The organism is Nonomuraea basaltis (assembly GCF_005893125.1).
Lineage (GTDB): Bacteria > Actinomycetota > Actinomycetes > Streptosporangiales > Streptosporangiaceae > Nonomuraea > Nonomuraea basaltis.
The window spans coordinates 1-15,212 of the sequence record NZ_VCJS01000157.1 but is presented as its reverse complement, the minus strand read 5'-3'; the positions used below and the strand labels follow the sequence as shown (position 1 = coordinate 15,212).

At 67.6% G+C, this 15,212-nt stretch carries 18 protein-coding genes; 14 read left to right on the top strand and 4 right to left on the bottom strand.

The window, feature by feature from the left end:
- Positions 1-4: 4 nt before the first annotated feature.
- Positions 5-1,402 (bottom strand): 3,5-dihydroxyphenylacetyl-CoA synthase DpgA, encoded by a 1,398-nt coding sequence (dpgA, locus tag EJK15_RS47420; RefSeq protein WP_206061541.1) that lies wholly within the window; start codon positions 1,400-1,402, stop codon positions 5-7.
- Positions 1,403-1,682: 280 nt separating this feature from the next.
- Between dpgA and EJK15_RS78480 the strand changes: the two genes are divergently transcribed.
- Both EJK15_RS78480 and EJK15_RS47410 read left to right on the top strand, forming a co-directional pair.
- The gene (locus EJK15_RS78480) at positions 1,683-2,000 is read left to right on the top strand and encodes a hypothetical protein (RefSeq protein ID WP_240777670.1); all 318 of its coding nucleotides are present in this window, start codon (positions 1,683-1,685) and stop codon (positions 1,998-2,000) included.
- 736 nt (positions 2,001-2,736) lie between these two features.
- On the top strand, positions 2,737-3,516 hold the full coding sequence (locus tag EJK15_RS47410) for a thioesterase II family protein (protein WP_240777669.1): 780 nt from the start codon (positions 2,737-2,739) through the stop codon (positions 3,514-3,516).
- Positions 3,517-3,758: 242 nt separating this feature from the next.
- Here EJK15_RS47410 and EJK15_RS47405 read toward each other — a convergent pair whose 3' ends face one another.
- Entirely contained in the window at positions 3,759-3,986 is a 228-nt protein-coding gene (locus EJK15_RS47405; RefSeq protein ID WP_138717037.1) for a hypothetical protein, read from the bottom strand.
- Between EJK15_RS47405 and EJK15_RS47400 the strand changes: the two genes are divergently transcribed.
- The 6 genes from EJK15_RS47400 (at position 3,972) to EJK15_RS73420 (ending at position 9,217) form a co-directional block, all read left to right on the top strand.
- Entirely contained in the window at positions 3,972-4,826 is an 855-nt protein-coding gene (locus EJK15_RS47400; protein WP_138717036.1) for a metallophosphoesterase family protein, read from the top strand. The two genes, EJK15_RS47405 and EJK15_RS47400, sit on opposite strands and share 15 nt — an antisense overlap.
- On the top strand, positions 4,823-5,470 hold the full coding sequence (locus EJK15_RS47395; protein WP_138717035.1) for a 4'-phosphopantetheinyl transferase family protein: 648 nt from the start codon (positions 4,823-4,825) through the stop codon (positions 5,468-5,470). Before EJK15_RS47400 ends, EJK15_RS47395 begins: the two co-directional genes overlap by 4 nt.
- A gap of 453 nt (positions 5,471-5,923) precedes the next feature.
- The gene (locus tag EJK15_RS47390; RefSeq protein WP_138717034.1) at positions 5,924-6,670 is read left to right on the top strand and encodes a hypothetical protein; all 747 of its coding nucleotides are present in this window, start codon (positions 5,924-5,926) and stop codon (positions 6,668-6,670) included.
- Positions 6,671-6,720: 50 nt separating this feature from the next.
- Positions 6,721-6,945 carry a hypothetical protein gene (locus tag EJK15_RS47385; RefSeq protein ID WP_138717033.1) on the top strand — a complete coding sequence of 75 codons (225 nt, stop codon included), beginning with the start codon at positions 6,721-6,723 and terminating at the stop codon, positions 6,943-6,945.
- A complete protein-coding gene (locus tag EJK15_RS47380; RefSeq protein WP_138717032.1) occupies positions 6,939-8,375 on the top strand; it encodes a tetratricopeptide repeat protein in 1,437 nt (478 codons plus the stop codon). The genes EJK15_RS47385 and EJK15_RS47380 overlap by 7 nt, the downstream gene beginning before the upstream one ends.
- Before the next feature lie 311 nt (positions 8,376-8,686).
- Complete coding sequence (locus tag EJK15_RS73420) at positions 8,687-9,217, top strand: hypothetical protein (protein ID WP_206061540.1); 531 nt, start codon at positions 8,687-8,689, stop codon at positions 9,215-9,217.
- Positions 9,218-9,585: 368 nt separating this feature from the next.
- Here the strand turns inward: EJK15_RS73420 and EJK15_RS47370 are convergent, their stop codons facing one another.
- Positions 9,586-10,149 (bottom strand): CAP domain-containing protein, encoded by a 564-nt coding sequence (locus EJK15_RS47370; protein WP_138717031.1) that lies wholly within the window; start codon positions 10,147-10,149, stop codon positions 9,586-9,588.
- On the opposite strand from EJK15_RS47370, the gene EJK15_RS77960 reads away from it, so the two are divergent.
- From EJK15_RS77960 to EJK15_RS47345, 5 genes are all read left to right on the top strand, one after another.
- Positions 10,067-10,408 carry an SDR family oxidoreductase gene (locus EJK15_RS77960; RefSeq protein ID WP_420847142.1) on the top strand — a complete coding sequence of 114 codons (342 nt, stop codon included), beginning with the start codon at positions 10,067-10,069 and terminating at the stop codon, positions 10,406-10,408. The genes EJK15_RS47370 and EJK15_RS77960 overlap by 83 nt on opposite strands.
- 252 nt (positions 10,409-10,660) lie before the next feature.
- The gene (locus EJK15_RS47360) at positions 10,661-12,343 is read left to right on the top strand and encodes a YncE family protein (RefSeq protein WP_138717030.1); all 1,683 of its coding nucleotides are present in this window, start codon (positions 10,661-10,663) and stop codon (positions 12,341-12,343) included.
- 43 nt (positions 12,344-12,386) lie between these two features.
- Complete coding sequence (locus tag EJK15_RS47355; protein WP_138717029.1) at positions 12,387-12,707, top strand: TetR/AcrR family transcriptional regulator; 321 nt, start codon at positions 12,387-12,389, stop codon at positions 12,705-12,707.
- 207 nt (positions 12,708-12,914) lie between these two features.
- Positions 12,915-13,232, top strand: a complete 318-nt coding sequence (locus EJK15_RS47350) for a hypothetical protein (protein WP_206061538.1) — start codon at positions 12,915-12,917, stop codon at positions 13,230-13,232.
- Between the two features lie 224 nt (positions 13,233-13,456).
- The gene (locus EJK15_RS47345; protein ID WP_138717028.1) at positions 13,457-14,206 is read left to right on the top strand and encodes an SDR family NAD(P)-dependent oxidoreductase; all 750 of its coding nucleotides are present in this window, start codon (positions 13,457-13,459) and stop codon (positions 14,204-14,206) included.
- A 244-nt stretch (positions 14,207-14,450) separates the two neighbouring features.
- On the opposite strand, the gene EJK15_RS47340 is transcribed toward EJK15_RS47345, so the two are convergent.
- On the bottom strand, positions 14,451-14,909 hold the full coding sequence (locus tag EJK15_RS47340; RefSeq protein WP_138717027.1) for a hypothetical protein: 459 nt from the start codon (positions 14,907-14,909) through the stop codon (positions 14,451-14,453).
- 108 nt (positions 14,910-15,017) lie between these two features.
- Here EJK15_RS47340 and EJK15_RS73410 point away from each other — a divergent pair.
- Positions 15,018-15,212: hypothetical protein (locus EJK15_RS73410; RefSeq protein WP_206061537.1), on the top strand; the 195-nt coding region annotated here is incomplete at its 3' end.

Below are 15,212 nucleotides of genomic sequence, written 5' to 3'. Positions count from 1 at the left end.
CTCATCACCTTCGAAAGGTCCCGGAGTAACTCAGAACGCCGGAGATACCGCCGTGTTTAGGGTCGTGATCCAACGCCATTCGGTGAACTCGTCCCAGTGGTGGAGTGCGCCGTGCCTGCTGCCGTTGCCGGACCCGCTCCCACTTGTTGACCAAAGTGACACTCACTTCCTTGGTCCATCCCGTGACCGCCTGCGCGTCCGGGTCGGGGCCGATCAGTTCGAGCACGACCGGGCGCGGGGCGGCGGAGTCCTCGGCCCGGTCGCAGAGCTCGGAAATCTCGGAGATGATGTCGGCGGACGACCAGTACGGAACGTCCAGCTGAAGGCGTAGGTCGATGACGTCCACAACTGCGCCGGAGGAATAGACGGACGACATATTGTTTGCGCCGCTCGACAGATTTCCGAAATCCCGGAGAACATCGGTGGTGTGCCGTAGGTCGTGCGCGGTCAGAACCACGTTGACGCGGACCGAGTCCACCACCTTCTTGCCGCCGGAATGCACGATCCAATGCGCCATCTCGGAACAGCGAAGGCCATTTCCTGCGAGCAGTCGGCTTATCGCGCCCTCGGCGTGCGCGCCGATGATATAGGGGACCTCGCGCTCCAGGAAGAAGCTGAACTTGACCGCCCCGTCGCCCCACTCGAAGCGCATTGCGTCGATTGCCTCGGGAATTATGCAACTGGCGAAGTCCAGCAGTTCAGGGAGATCCGCGCGAGAGCCGCCCGGCACCTCCCCCGCACGGACCGCCAGCGCCGCCGCCCCGTCTCCGAACAGGCTGTTGACCACGGATGTGCGCATCGTGCCATCGAACACATAGGCCGCCGAGCACGCTTCGGTACAGACCAACACGGCCAGTTCGCCGGGGTGCGCGGCCGCCCATCCGGCGACCGCGGTGAGCCCGTTGAGCCCGGCGTAGCATCCCATTCCGACTACGTCGAGCCTCGCGCAACTCGGGTCGAGGCCCAGCTCACGGATCATAAGCGCCGTGAAGCCGGGCGTCAGAAAGCCGGTGGAGGAGACACACACCAGGTACCGGATGTCGGTGACCTCGGCCCCGGCCTCCTTCAGGCACTCGTTGAGGGCGCGGTTTCCCATGTCCGGCGCCTGCACGCGGTGCTTGGCCGGCAGCTGCCCCTGGCTCTCCGGCTGCCCGATTCCCTCCGGCGGCAACGTCGGATAACGCCTGGCGCTGTTCAAAAAGACCGAACGAACCTTCGGATCCGTCACCCGGAATTTGTCGAGCAATTCCTCCTGCGTGTAGGAGGCGTCAGGAACCGCCGTGCCGATGCCGAGGATTCTCGGCTTTAAACCGGCGAGCCCAAAATTGCACTTCGGTGCCTCTGCAGGATCGTTGGATGTTGTGTCGACCGCGCTGTCCACGATCGGCGTGAGACTCGCCATCTAACTTCTCCGATTCCGAAGGGACATGTGCTCTCGGGGTGTGAATGCGGGCCGTCCCCGGCGTACGATGACCACCCTAGTCCCAATGGGCACCATAACTCCCCCTAGCCAGATATGGGTATCCGGGATTCGGTGGGCGGCGACGGCCGCGATATAGGGGTGCTTAGGGGTTTGGTCCCGGGTATTGCGAAGCGGCATCTGTCGGGGGTTTATGTGCCAGCCGGTTCTGCCGCAAACTCCGACAAATCACTGCCGTGAGTATCACAGCCGGGGGCCGACCATGGTGCGTAGCGAACTGGTACGCCCCGCTACCGGAACTGCCGCGCGCCAAGTCGCCCGAGAGGGCGACCGGTCCGCCGACCGGGATCACCAGCGGATCGTCACCGACGCCGAGCTCGACTTCCGGACCGCCCGGCGCGCTCGGTCACTGCGCGGATCGGTGTGCCGGGCGGCGGGCAGTAGCGCCTCGAACCCGCCGGCCCGCCAGTCGCGGATCCACCGGTCCACGCTTTCGCGTGAGACCCGGGCTGATAGCGGAAAGTGCGATGTGGCGGGCCTGCTCGACCCGCTGCCGCGCCTAGGCGTCTACGTCAGGTGATGCCGCCGCGGACCAGCGCACCCCATCGCCCGATGCACCGCAGCCAGCATCGCCGCCGCGTTCACCATTCCCGCGGCGACGACGCCACCGATCACCTCCACACCGTCGGCCCGCCGCGCCAGCAGATCCCCCGAACATCGGCAATTTCGCCGTTCAGGCCCTTCGTGCTCAGGCTCAGCGTCGTCCTACAGGCCGGTCCGGTTCCGGTCAATCCGGTTGATGCGCGGAGATGGCGTTGAGCAGGGGGTTCATGGCCTGGCCAGTGCCGCTAGGCCCCACGGGTCCGGTCGGCGGTCAGGTGATCACGGGTCAGGTGGACGCCGACCATGCCCTGCGCTGGTCGGTCTGCCGCCGCTGACACCAATATCGCGCCCAGGCCTCGACCGCCGCTCGAATCAGGAGACAGCGGCAGCGATCACCTGCAGGCCGCCGCCTCCCAGAGCCCCTTCCTCCATTGTTCTCACCGAGCCCACGATCACGGGCAGATAGGCGCCCACCGGATGCACATAGAGCTTAATCAATCCTTGTAGCGCGGAATTATACGCTCTCCACAGAACACCCCCATCTCTTCGAAAAGGCAGCAGGGGATGCGAACAGGAGGGTCCCCAGAAATAGGGGTCGGTATCGGGGTAACCGCTCCCGTCAAGGGGTCGCCGGATTACCCTCTCAGGGGTTCTGTGCGTGCGTCATGTCCAGTACGGTCCCCTATGTAAGATCTTCGAGATTGGGGTTAGAATTGACGGTCTCGACAGGCTCCTTCGATCAATGGTTCACATCGTTCCACCACGACGGCGCCGACGTCCGCCTCATATGTCTTCCGCACGCCGGTGGGTCGGCGAGTGGGTTCTTCCGGCTGTCCGCCGCATTGCCGCCCTGGGTCGAGGTGTGGGCCGCACAGTGTCCAGGACGCCAGGAGCGGCGGCGGGAACCCGCTTTCACCGACGTTCGCGCGCTTGCGGAGGTCCTGGCCGAGGTGCTGGCCGACCGGCAGGACCGGCCGTACGTCCTGCTTGGCCACAGCATGGGAGCCCTGGTCGCGTTTGAACTGGCCCTTTCCATGTGGCGGCGCGGCGCCCGGAGCCCCGAGATGCTGGTCGCCTCTGGCCGCAGGGCGCCCTCCACGACCCGGGTCGAGACCGTCCATCGGCTGGATGACGCCGGTGTGGCGAACGAGTTGCGGCTACTCAACGGAACCGATCCGACCTGGCTCCAGGACCCGGAACTGGTCGAAATGATTATGTCTTTCCTGCGCGCGGACTATCAGGCCGTGGAGACCTATCAGGCAGCACCGAAATCGGTCGTCGCCTGCCCGATCACAGCGCTGGTGGGTGACCATGACCCGCGCACCACCATCGACGAGGCGCGTGCCTGGCAGGCGCACACGATGGCCGAATTCGACCTCCGCATATTCGTCGGCGGCCACTTCTTCCTCGAGGACCGCCTGCCCGAGGTCGTGAATGTCCTCACCGATATCCTGCTCCCCTATTCCGCAGCGGCTCAAGACAGCCAGGCGTGAGTCGACGAGCACATGTGAACCGACGGGAAGGATCCTGCGGCACAATGGCGGTGGAACGAGGACGACCCTCGAAAACCGCCGGGATGAGCGCCGCCGACCGCCGGCCCACGCGGGGCTAAGCTCGTGATCATGGTGGCGTGAGTACTGCCGCCTCGCGCGAACTCGGCCCGGAGCAGACCATGCACCGGCCAGCCATCAGGCTGACAATCGGCCAGCGGGCCATGCTCGCGGCGGTCGGCCCGTTAATAGACGCGCGGCGGGGTGATCTCCAGCACCCGGCAGGCATCCAGCAAGCTCCAGCTCTCCCGCTGGGCGCGCTCGACCAGGTCCAGCAGGCCGTCCTTGACAGCCGCCTCGACCCGGGCCGGGACGGGCCGCTCAGCCCCAGCCCTCTTTCCCACGACCAGCGTCAGCTTCACCGCCATCTTCAACGAGCCGGACAGGAACACCGCCTGATGGCCAGAGCACACGGTCGCCTCCTCGCGGCCAGCGACCTCCACGCCGGCATGGCCGACAACCGGCGCATCGTCGAATCCCTGCGGCCAGAGGCCGCGGCGGACTGGCTCATCGTCGCGGGCGATGTGGCCGAGCGGAGCGACGACGTGGCGTGGGCGCTCCGGCTGCTCGCGGAACGGTTCGAGCGGGTGATCTGGACACCTGGCAATCACGAGCTCTGGACTCCACGCGAGGACCCGGTCCAACTGCGCGGCGAGGCCCGCTACCGCTTCCTGGTGGAGCTTTGCCGGGACCTGGGGGTCGTCACACCGGAGGACCCGTTCCCGACGTGGCAGGGGCCCGGAGGGCCTGTCGCGGTCGCGCCCATCTTCACGCTGTATGACTACACGTTCCGGCGGCCGCGGTCGATGAGCAAGAAGCAGTCGTTGGAACTGGCCTATGAGGCCGGGGTCGTCTGCACGGACGAATTCCTGCTGCACCCCGACCCCTATCCGTCGATCGAGGAATGGTGCTCCGCGAGGGTCGCTGAGACCGAGCGGCGGCTCGCCGAGCACGACCCGGCGGTATCCCTGGTGGTCGCCGGGCACTGGCCCCTGCTGCCCGACCCCACGAAAGCCCTGTGGCGGCCGCAGTTTGCCCAGTGGTGCGGCACCGAGCTGACCGCCCGCTGGCATGTCCGCTTCCGACCGGAGGCCGTCGTCTATGGCCACCTCCACATTCCTCGGACGACCTGGCACGACGGCGTGCGGTTCGAAGAGGTCTCGATCGGCTACCCGCGTGAATGGCGGCGACGCGGACATCCCTTCGGCCTGCTGCGGCAGATCCTGCCATCCGCCGGAGCGGGGGCCGCATGATCGAGGGCATCCTGCCGGACCTGGTGTCTTGCGTGAGCACGCGGAGCGACGAAGTCCCCCCGGATGTGCTGTTCCCGGAAGAGGCGGAGATCGTGCGGGACGCGGTGCCGAAGCGGCGCCGGGAATTCTCCGCCGTACGCCGGTGCGCCCGCCAGGCCATGGCGCGCCTGGGCCTGCCACCCGTCGCCATGCTCCCCGGGCCGCGCGGCGAGCCGCTGTGGCCGGGCGGGATCGTCGGAAGCATGACCCACTGCGCGGGCTACTACGCCGCGGCCGTCGCCCGGACCCGGGACTTTCGCACGTTGGGGATCGACGCGGAACCGCACGCCCCGCTGCCCGGCGGAGTTCTTGAAGCGATCGTGCTGCCCGCCGAGGAGCGGCGTCTCGCTGGCCTCGGAACGCGGGACGGCATTCACTGGGACCGCCTGCTGTTCAGCGCGAAGGAAAGCATATTCAAGGCGTGGTATCCGGTGAGCCACGTCAAACTGGACTTCAGCGACGCTGATATCACCTTTCACCGGGACTCAACCTTCACGGTACGGTTGCTCCGGCAGGTCCCCACCGCACCCGCGGAGTTCGAAGGCCGGTGGTCGGTGCGGAACGGTTTCGTTCTCACCGCCATCGCCATCTCGAATTCTCAATAGAAGTCAAAGCCCTCAGAATCCCTGTCATAGTCACTCGACTTCGGCCATCTCTACGATCTTGAAAGTGGGCGGCTCGCTCTCATCGACGACGGCTCGACGGGCGGGCTGAGTCGGAGGTCAAGGGCGGGCCCGTGCCGTGCCAATACTCGTGTACGGGCTCTCACCTGGGATGCCAGAGATCGCTAAGCCGCTCGCCGATACTGATTGATCAATCCCGAGACAGCCTTGGTCCGTTGAACCGGCACCCTCGTATCGATCACCCGGCCGGGCTCATAAACGCGCCCACCTGGGCCTCCTCCGGGCCCCCTTCCCCATCCGTTCTCGCCGTATTCCGCCAGCGCGGCACCCATGAGCTCTGCATGACCACGTTTGGAGGCGACAACCGTGCCGGGTGGGGAGCGGCGATTACGGCCGTGCTCCGGACGTGATCTGCTTGCGGCAAGATCACGGCTTGTGAAGAAGACAACGATCACGGCCCTGGTGGCCTCCGGCTGCCTGCTGGCGGCGGCCGCGCCCGCCCAGGCCGCTCCCCAGGATCCCGTACGCGCCCTCAAGAGCAAGCTCACTTCCGGGCACGGCGTGCGGTTCACCGAGACGACAACGCTCTTGGGTGACGACACGGTCAAGATCCAGAGCCGCAAGGGGACGTTCCAGTTCAACGCCAAGGGCGTGGCGGCCTCAGACATCACCGCCACCTCCGTGGGCCGCCCCCGCGAGCGCACGATCAGCGTCGGCAAGGTCAGCTACACCTCGGGCGGCCTATGGGAAGACCGCTTGCCGGAGGGCAAGTCCTGGCTCAAGGGCAACGGCCTGCTCGGCGGCGGCAGTGGCTTCTATGGGCAGGTCATCAACCCCGTCGAGCCGAAGACACTGGCGGCGCTGGTCAAGAAGGGCAAGCTGAGCGGGAGCACGCTCGCGGGGAAGATCACCTTCAAGGAGCTGGAGAAGGTGTCGCGCTGGTTCGGGGCGTCGATCCCGCTGCGCATGCACAACGACACGAAGGTCTCCTACACGCTCACGCTGACCTCTGCCGGGCTGGTGAGCAGGGTGAAGTCGTCGTACGCGGCCACGGGCGTGTTCGACAACAACGAGTTCGAAGGCAAGACGATCACGATCGACAGCCGCTTCACCGGGTGGGGCGCCAAAGTGTCCATCAAGGCGCCGGACCCCGAGACGGTGACCACCGACATGGGCGACTGACCGCCCCCACTCCCCCGCCGGGCACTTCCTCTCTAGGCGCGCGAGGCGACATGCGGTTCGAGACGACATACGGCTCAAGGCCTTTGACGCTGGAGCTGGAGGAGGGCTACCGCGTGGTGCGCAGCTGCACGGTGTCCAGCAGCGGGCTGGTCGGCGGGTCAGCGCTTCCGGGCCGCATCCACTCGACCACCACGTACTTCACCAGCCCGCTCAGCGGCTACAAGTGGGGTGCACACGGTGGGCGCAGGCGCACCTGCCACTGGCCGGCGTGGTGACGCGGCTGCACCGGGCCGGACCGCTGGATCTGCTCGACCTGGGCGGCGGGGCGGCGATCCGGCACGTCTTCGGCTGCTCGTACCGGCTGCTCGACGCCGAGGCGCAGCGCCTGTTCCGGTTGCTGAGCCTGAACCCGGCGCCGCACTCCACACTGGCCTGCGTGGCGGCGCTGTCGGACGTCGACGAGATCGGCGCGGCCCGGCTCCTGCACCGGCTCGCCTCGGCGCACCTGCTGAGATGCGATGCCTTGGGGCGCTACGGGTTTCACGACCTTCTGCGTGCGTACGCCGCTGAGATGAGCCTTGCCATGGACGGCGAGGCCGAGCGGCAGGCGGCCGTGGACAGGCTGCTGGAGCATTACTGCGGGACCGCCGTCGAGGCGAGCGACACGCTCTACCCCGGGTGGAGCGGGAGCTGGCGGCACGCCGGGCTCGCCCTCAAGCCCAGCGGCGTCACCCTCTCGCCGGGCGCGGCACTGTCGTGGTTGGACAGCGAGCTGGCGTCGTTCGGCACGATCTGCCAGTTCGCGGTCAGGCAGGGACGGCCGGAGCGGGCGGTCACCCTTGCCGCCGCGTTACACCGCTACCTGGAGGCGGGGCACGGCACCGAGGCCCTGTCGATCTACGAGTGCGCCGTCGACGCCGCGCGGGGGATGGGAGACTCGGAGGGCGAGGCGCATCTGCGGACCAACGCCGGGGTCATCCTGCGGCTGCTCGGCCGGTACGCTTCGGCCGTCGAGGAACTGAGCGAGGCGCTGGAGCTGTGCCGGCGCATCGGCAACCGCCACGGCCAGGCCCGCTCGCTGTCCAATCTGGGCATCATCGAGGAACGCCTCGGCGAGTTCGCCTCCTCGGCCGCCCGGCACAGCGAGGCCATCGCGCTCTACCGCGAGATCGACGACCCCTTCGGCCAGGCGGCGGCGCTGACCAACCTGGGCAACCTCGAGGAGTCGATCGGCGAGCACACCGAGGCGGCGCAGCACTTCCTGGCCGCGCACGACATCTTCGCCGCGCTCGGCGAGCGTGCCGGGCAGGCCATCGCCCTGTCCAACCTCGGCCAGATCTACAGCTCGCTGGGCGAGGACACGCTCGCCGTCGCGAAACTGCGCGAGGCGCTGAGCCTGTTCCGCGAGATCGAGCACCGTGACGGGGAAGCGACAGCGCTGAGCAACCTCGGCACCGCCCTGTGCCGTCAGGCGAAATTCGACGAGTCCCTGTGGCACCTGGAGCAGGCGCTCGAGATCTTCCAGTCGACCAAGCACAGGTACGGTGAGGCGAGTGTCCTCAACGCGATCGGTGAGGCGTTGCGCACCATGGGCCGTGACGGCGAGGCGGCGCAGCGGCACCGGCTGGCGCTGGCGATCGCCGCCGAGACCGGCGACGAGGACGAGCGCGGCCGTGCCGCCGCCGCGCTTGAAAGCCTCGGCTGAGGACCGCGAGCCCGCGAGGCGTGAGAGGGCGGTTGCGGCGTGGCGGGACGAGCGACTCGTTAGGCTTTCGGGGCGAAGGTTGCCGGGCTGCTGATCTCGTCGGCTCCGATCTGGGCGGCTTCCTGGATGTAAGCAACAGTTCTTGAGTTGAGGGCGCTGGATTCTCCTCACCCTGCACGCTCACTGCCTGCGAACTGCGTCTTCTCCCGTTGCCAGATCGATCACCACACACTGAAGTAGCTTCACTCACCGTGAAGCTTCCGTCACGGGAGTGACGAGACGACGGCGTTGGTGAAGTCGGGAGGTGTGAGTTGGCGCTGGGAGTCGTACGGGATCTGCGCGAGCACCGAGCCCCTCCCGGCGAAGAAGATCTTGCCGCCTTCGAGACCGACGTCCTGGCAGGGTTCGTGCTGGCTCGCGCGTCGGCAGGGCTGACCGACAGCACCATCCGCAACGACGCCAATCATCTGGAGCTGATCCGGGACTGGTTCGGCCGGCCCCTGTGGGAGATGCAGCCCGAAGACGGCGATGTCTACTTCGGCAAGGTGTTGCGAGAAGCCAAGCCCGTCGCCTCGACCACAGCACGAACGATCAAACTGAGCGCGGCGATCCGGGCCGGATCAGCTTTCTCCCCCGCCGCGTGGACCCGATCCACCGTCTGCACCAGACACCCGCCCGCGCCGCCTCCCGCAGCGCTCGCGCCGACTCCACTGCCGTGGCGAGAATCTGCTCCACCCTTGCCCCGCGATAAAACGGCGTGCCTGGCAAGCTGCATATGCACCATGCCTAACACCAGCCGCCCCGAGAGCCATGGCGCGTGTTCTCCCATGCCGCCTCCCTAGCAGGGGCAAACGAGCACCGCACGATGGATCAGGCGGCAACCGAGGCAAGACCTCGTGGTGGCAGCGCTACGGCCGCCAGTACCAGGGCATCCGCTGGTGGTGCGCCTGACCATGGCATAAGGGGCGCCTGCGACCACGGCCGGCGCCCAGCCGTGGAGTCTCAGTGATGGCTCGGCCATCCGCCGCCTATGTTCCGGTAGACCCTGATCGAGCAGAATGGCGGACCTGATGGTTCCTCTCACCTCTTCAGACCCGCCCGCCTGGGACGGTACTGGCTCGCGCTGCAGCTCCTGCGCGCACGCGAATGCCGAAGCCCGGCGGGGTGGTCGCCGGGCCGATCTTCTTCCAGCGGCTCACCACGAAGCGGGTCACTTGGCCGCGAAGACCTGGGTCCAGTAGATCGCGCCATCGGAGTCGTCGACCGCGCCGACCCCGATGAAGGTGAACTTGCAGTTCATGATGGTGGCCTTGGTCCCGGAGTTGCCCATCCAGGACTGCACGACCGCGGCCGGGGTGCGCTGGCCCTTGGCGATGTTCTCCGCCAGGCTGGTGCCGCCGGTAAAGCCGGCCTCCTTGATGCGGTCCGTGAAGGATCGGCCGTCGCGGGAGGTGCTCGAGAAGTAGTTGTACTCCGCCATGTCGGCCGAGTGCCCGCGGGCAGCCCGGTGGAGTTGCGGATGGTGCTTGAGCGCCCGGCATCCCTTCTTCGCCCGCCGGGCATTGACCAGCCGCACGACCATGTTCTCCCGCGCCGTTCCCACTCTGGCGGCGCCGGATACGGACGCCGTGGTGGCCGACCCGAACAGGCTGAGCGAGCCGGACCGGCCGACGCCGGAAGCCGGGGACGCCGTGACAGCCTGCGCCGTGCTCACGGGCGCGGCGATCGTGGCCAGGGCAGCGGCTGCGGCGAGTAACCCAAGGGGTCGGCGCATAGGAAAGTCCTCCAGTTGCGGTAGATGCTGGACGGCTCCGCATTCTGGCGCGACCCATATCGATTTGTCATCTTATGTCTCGGCGGTCTACGGTGCCGCCAAGGCGGGCCTGCTGTCCTTTTCCCGCGGGCTGACCTATGAGCTGAAGGACCGGGGCATCCGGGTCAACGGGCTGAGCCCGGGGCCGACCGAGAGTGCCCCATCGAGACGTCGGCCAGCACCTCCACCACCGCCTCGGGTTCAACGGGGATGTAGGTGATGGGCTCACGCCGGCCGTAAGGGCTGCTCGCCCAGCCGGACGGCAATTGAGGAGGCCAGGGGTGACCCCGACCAAAGACGCGATCAGGAAGAGGTACCACAAATCCCGCCAGAGCTACATGACCGATGCTCTAGACGGCAATCGCGCACTATGCGAATATGTGTTCGATTAACGAAGATCGTCAGCGGGAGCGGGTCCCGTAGTCACGCCGGGGTGCTCGACTCTCCCCTTCTCCTCCAGAACGGAGTGCCTGTGCGCCCATCAACCTCTGCCCGTGCTCCTCTGCCCCGCCGATTAGTCGCCTGGGCCGGGACCCTGCTCCTGACGGCGGCCCTGCTCGTCACTCAGGCGCCCACCGCCGCGGCCGCCGCGACCGTCACCGACCTCGGCGTCGCCGGGAAGGGCGGAGACGTGGTGGCGCGCAGCAGCAAGGTCTTCGTCGCCGCCGGCGACCAGATCGTGGTCGCGTCCATCGACGGCAAGGTCATCAACACGATCCCCGGCCTGTCCGGTGCTGTCGCCCTGGCCTCGCCGGAGACCGGCAGGAAGGTGTACGCGGCGCTGCGCGATTCGCATGAAGTGATCGAGATCGACACCACCACGCTCGCCATCACCAAGCGCATCGACCTCACCGCGTACCCGTGCCCATCGAGCCTGGCGCAGTCGTACGACCGGCTGTGGATCGGATTCGGTTGCGGCGAAGCGGGAGAGGGAGGCGTTCTCGGCCTCATTCCGGCGGCGGCGACACCCACCCCCGTCCGGGTCGGACCGGCCACGACCCAGGCTCCGCTCGTCGCCGTCGCCGGGAACACGCTGGTGGCCGGGGAGCCGGGAGTCAGCCCCGCCACGGTCAAGGTGTACGACATCAGCACCACGCCTGCCACTTCGCGCGGCGAGATCCGCGGAGACGCGAACGGGCTGCCGGCCCTGCGGGATCTCGCACTCGCCGAGTACGGGGCGGCGGCGCTGTCGGCGTTGGACGATACCCGCCAGTTCGACGCCTGGGACACGACAGCCCTGACTCAGGGCCGCGCCTACGGCAGCAGCGGATTCGGCGAGCACGGCCTCCCCACCGCTGTCGCGGCCAGCCCGAACGGCGCCTACGTCGTGGGCGGCTGGAACTCCTCCGCGGGCGACGCGGCGGAGCTCGTGGTGTACGACGCGACCACCGCGGAGGTCATCTACACAGCCGCCCACCAGGGGAAGGCGGTGGTGGCGGGCAGCATCGAGTTCTACGGCACACTCACCTTCGCGGTTTTGAAAGAGCCCGGCACCGGGCGGATGCACCTCTGGCGGCTGCCGCCCTCGCCCTACCACTCCTCCACGCTGACCTTGACGGCTCCCTCCAAGGTGACCGCGCTCAAGCAGTCGACCCTCAGCGGACGACTCACGCTGAGCAGCGGACTGCCACCCGGCGTACAGACGCTCGAACTGTACCGCTGGCTCCCCGACGGCACCTCCAGGCCGTTCCAGGAGATCACCACGGCGGCGGACGGGACCTACCAATTCACCGACGCCCCGCCGTCCATCGGGGCGTTCAAGTATCAGGTGTACTGGCCGGGCAACTCATGGTTCCGGGGTAGCGGCTCCTCGGTGACCGTCACGGTCGCCTTGTACGAGCCGACGCTCACCGTAACCGGACCGGCGACGGGCAACGTCGGCGAGCGACTCGAATTCAGCGGCACCTTCGGCGCCGACGGCATCACCTTCCCGCGGACGATCATCACCGTCTCGCGCAAGGTCGTCAGCCCGGATGGCACCGTCACCTCGAAGGGCCTGGTGAAGTTGATCCCCGCCGCCGACGGGTCGTTCGGCTTCTCCGATACGCCGACCACAGCCGGCGAACACACGTACACCGTCAACTTGCTCGGCAACTCGACCATCGAGTCAGCGAGCACCACCCACGTGGTCACCGTCCTCCAGCCGCCCGCGTAGCATCCCGACGCCCGGGTGACGGCGACCCGACTCGCCGTCACCCATGCTTTCCCACGCCAAGGGACTACAGATCGCCAAGGCAGCCATGGGGGTCCGCCTGAGCGCTGGCGGAACGACACCGTCCATCGACGAGATCACAGCGGCCGCCGACGTGTCCCGCCGCACGGTGTACATGTACTTTCCGAGCCTGGACCATCTGCTGATTGACGCGACCGCCGGAGCGATCAACGAGCCTCCAGTCGAGGAGGCGCTGGCCGATCCCGCACTCGCCGGCGACGCCGCAGCCCGAGTGGAAGCCCTCACCCGAACCCTCCTCGCCTACTCACCACAGTCGCTCCCCTGGGCCGCCGCCTCATCCGGCTGACCATCGACCCGCCGCCCGATGCCGCCCCAGACGCGGCCACCCCCACCGCACCCGTCGCAGGATCGAATGGCTGGAGCAAGCCTGCCAACCACCTGACCTACCTGGCCCGCGCCTTCCCCCCCGGCCGTCACCCGCGACATCACCTGGTGGCACATCGCCTGCACCACACCCCACATCCAGTCAACAGTCGGGCTCGCGACCGGGCTCGTGTTCGGGCCCGGGATCGGGCTCACGATCGGGCTCTCGACCGGGCGCTGGGAAGCGCTTGTGGAGGGGCTCACGTTCGGGCTCGTGTTCGGGCTCGGGGCCGGGGTAGTGATGGGCAATCATCATGCGTGGCTGGTCTGCACCATCGCAGTGGCCCGGCTGGCCCTCGAACACCGACTTCCCTGGCACCTCATGGATTTCCTTGATGACGTCCACCGCCTGGGGCTACTGCGCGCTGTCGGCCCCGTCTACCAGTTCCGCCACGCGGCCCTGCATGACCACCTCGCCGCCGCTGACAGCTCTGGTGGAGCCTCGTAACTACCGACGCTGAGCGGGGGCTGGTGGCGGCGGGGCCGCATCATGAGGTGTATCTGACGGGACTGGATGATCCGGCTCCGCGTACGGTGCCGCGGCAGCCGGTGCGGGCGGTGTAGCGGGGCGGTTTTGAGGGGTGTGTAGGGGGTTTTCCGGTGGACGGGTGCGCCCTTTACTGATCTTCATCGAGAACCCTGCCGCCTCCTCACCTACTCACGGAGCACTTCATGTCCGGACCCCTGACCGGCAAGGTCGCGCTGATCACCGGCGGATCGCGCGGCATCGGCGCGGCCACCGCCCGAGCCCTCGCCGACGCCGGCGCCGATGTCGCGATCAGCTACGCCAGCGCGGCCGACCGTGCCCGTCAGGTCACCGACGGGCTGCGGGCCGCGGGGGTGCGCGCCGGCGCCTACCGCGCCGATCAGGAGCATCCCGCGCAGGTGGCCAGCCTGGTCGGCGACGTGGTGTCCGATTTCGGGCAGCTCGACATCCTGGTGAACAACGCGGCGGCTCCCGCGATGGGCCTGATCGATGATCCGGCCACCGATCACCAGGCTCTTGACCGGCAGTTCGTCATCAACGCCGGCGGGGTGCTGGCCACGATCCGGGCCGCCGCCGCCGTGCTTCGGCAGGGCGGCCGGATCGTGACGGTCGGCTCGGTCGTGGCCAGCCGCGCCGGCTATCCGGGGGTTGCGGACTACGCCGCCGCCAAGGCCGCGATCACGGCCTACAGCAAGGCGGCCGCCCGTGATCTGGCGCCGCGGGGGATCACGGTCAACGTCGTGCAGCCCGGTTCCATCGAGACCGACACGAATCCGGCTGACGGCCCGTACTCCGACATGCAGCGCGGCCTGAACGCCATGGGGCGTTTCGGCCGTCCCGAGGAGGTCGCCGCGGGCATCGCGTTTCTCGCCGGTCCCGGCGCGTCCTTCATCACAGGCGCGGTCCTGGACATCGATGGCGGCTACCTCGCCTGATCGTGCCTGCTTGACGTGCCGGGCCAGCTGCCGGGCCTGCACCTTGCCCATGGCGGCCGGGGCCGGGACCTGCCTGCCGGTGAGCCGGCGCAGTTCGGCTTCGGCGTCCTCGCCGTCCAGCCGCAGGCCGATCGCGGCGGCTACTCGGCTGCACGAAGGTACGCACAGCCCGATAACTCCGAAGGTCTCGGCCATCTCTCGCCGAACCTGACAACCATTGGCGACCCGACTGCCACGCCTCAGATCAGGGGTAGAGCGTGTAGGTCTTGGTGTTGTTGCACACGATCGTGCCCGGGAGGCAGCGCTTGGCCCTGATCGTAATCCGGTCGAGGTTGGTGCGGGTGGTGGACCATTTGAAGCTCTTGTGGCCCTTGTTCCGGCCGGCCTCCTTGTACCCGCCGTAAATTTCGTTGCCGTTGCTCTTCTTGAAGGAGACCTCGACCACGGTCGTCCAGGCGTCGCTCTTGGTGTCCGTCACGCTGCCGCGCGCCTCGCCGTAGCCGTTGCTGCAGAGCTTCAGGACGTAGCTGACGAAGCCGTCCTTCGTGTTCAGCTTGCTCCACTTGTCCTTGCAGCCGGCCGAAGAGACGCTCGAGGAGGCGGTGGTGGAGGCCGTGGCGGTCGTGGCCGGCGTCAGTACGGCGAAGGCCGCAGAGACCCCGACAACAGTGGCGAGCATCTTCGAGGGGGAGAGCTTCCGCATGAGATTCGATCCTTGTCAGTTAACGAGAACTTCGCGGTGCTCCGCCTGTGATCAGAGCACCGCGAAGAATGCTAAACACCGGCGGTATAGCAGTGGTATGTCCACAGCATGTCGTGGGTCGAACCCCCTGCCCTGGTGGAGCGGCCAGATATCTCTGAAGGCTCGCGGCCACTTACCGGGGTCTGGTGCATTTGCTGGGGAGCGGTCACGGTCGGTGATCTCGACTCAGTTCAGCAGTGCCATCTTTCTGAGGAGGTCGTAGTTGGCGCGGCCGAACATGAGCCGTTTCAAGAATTTGATCTT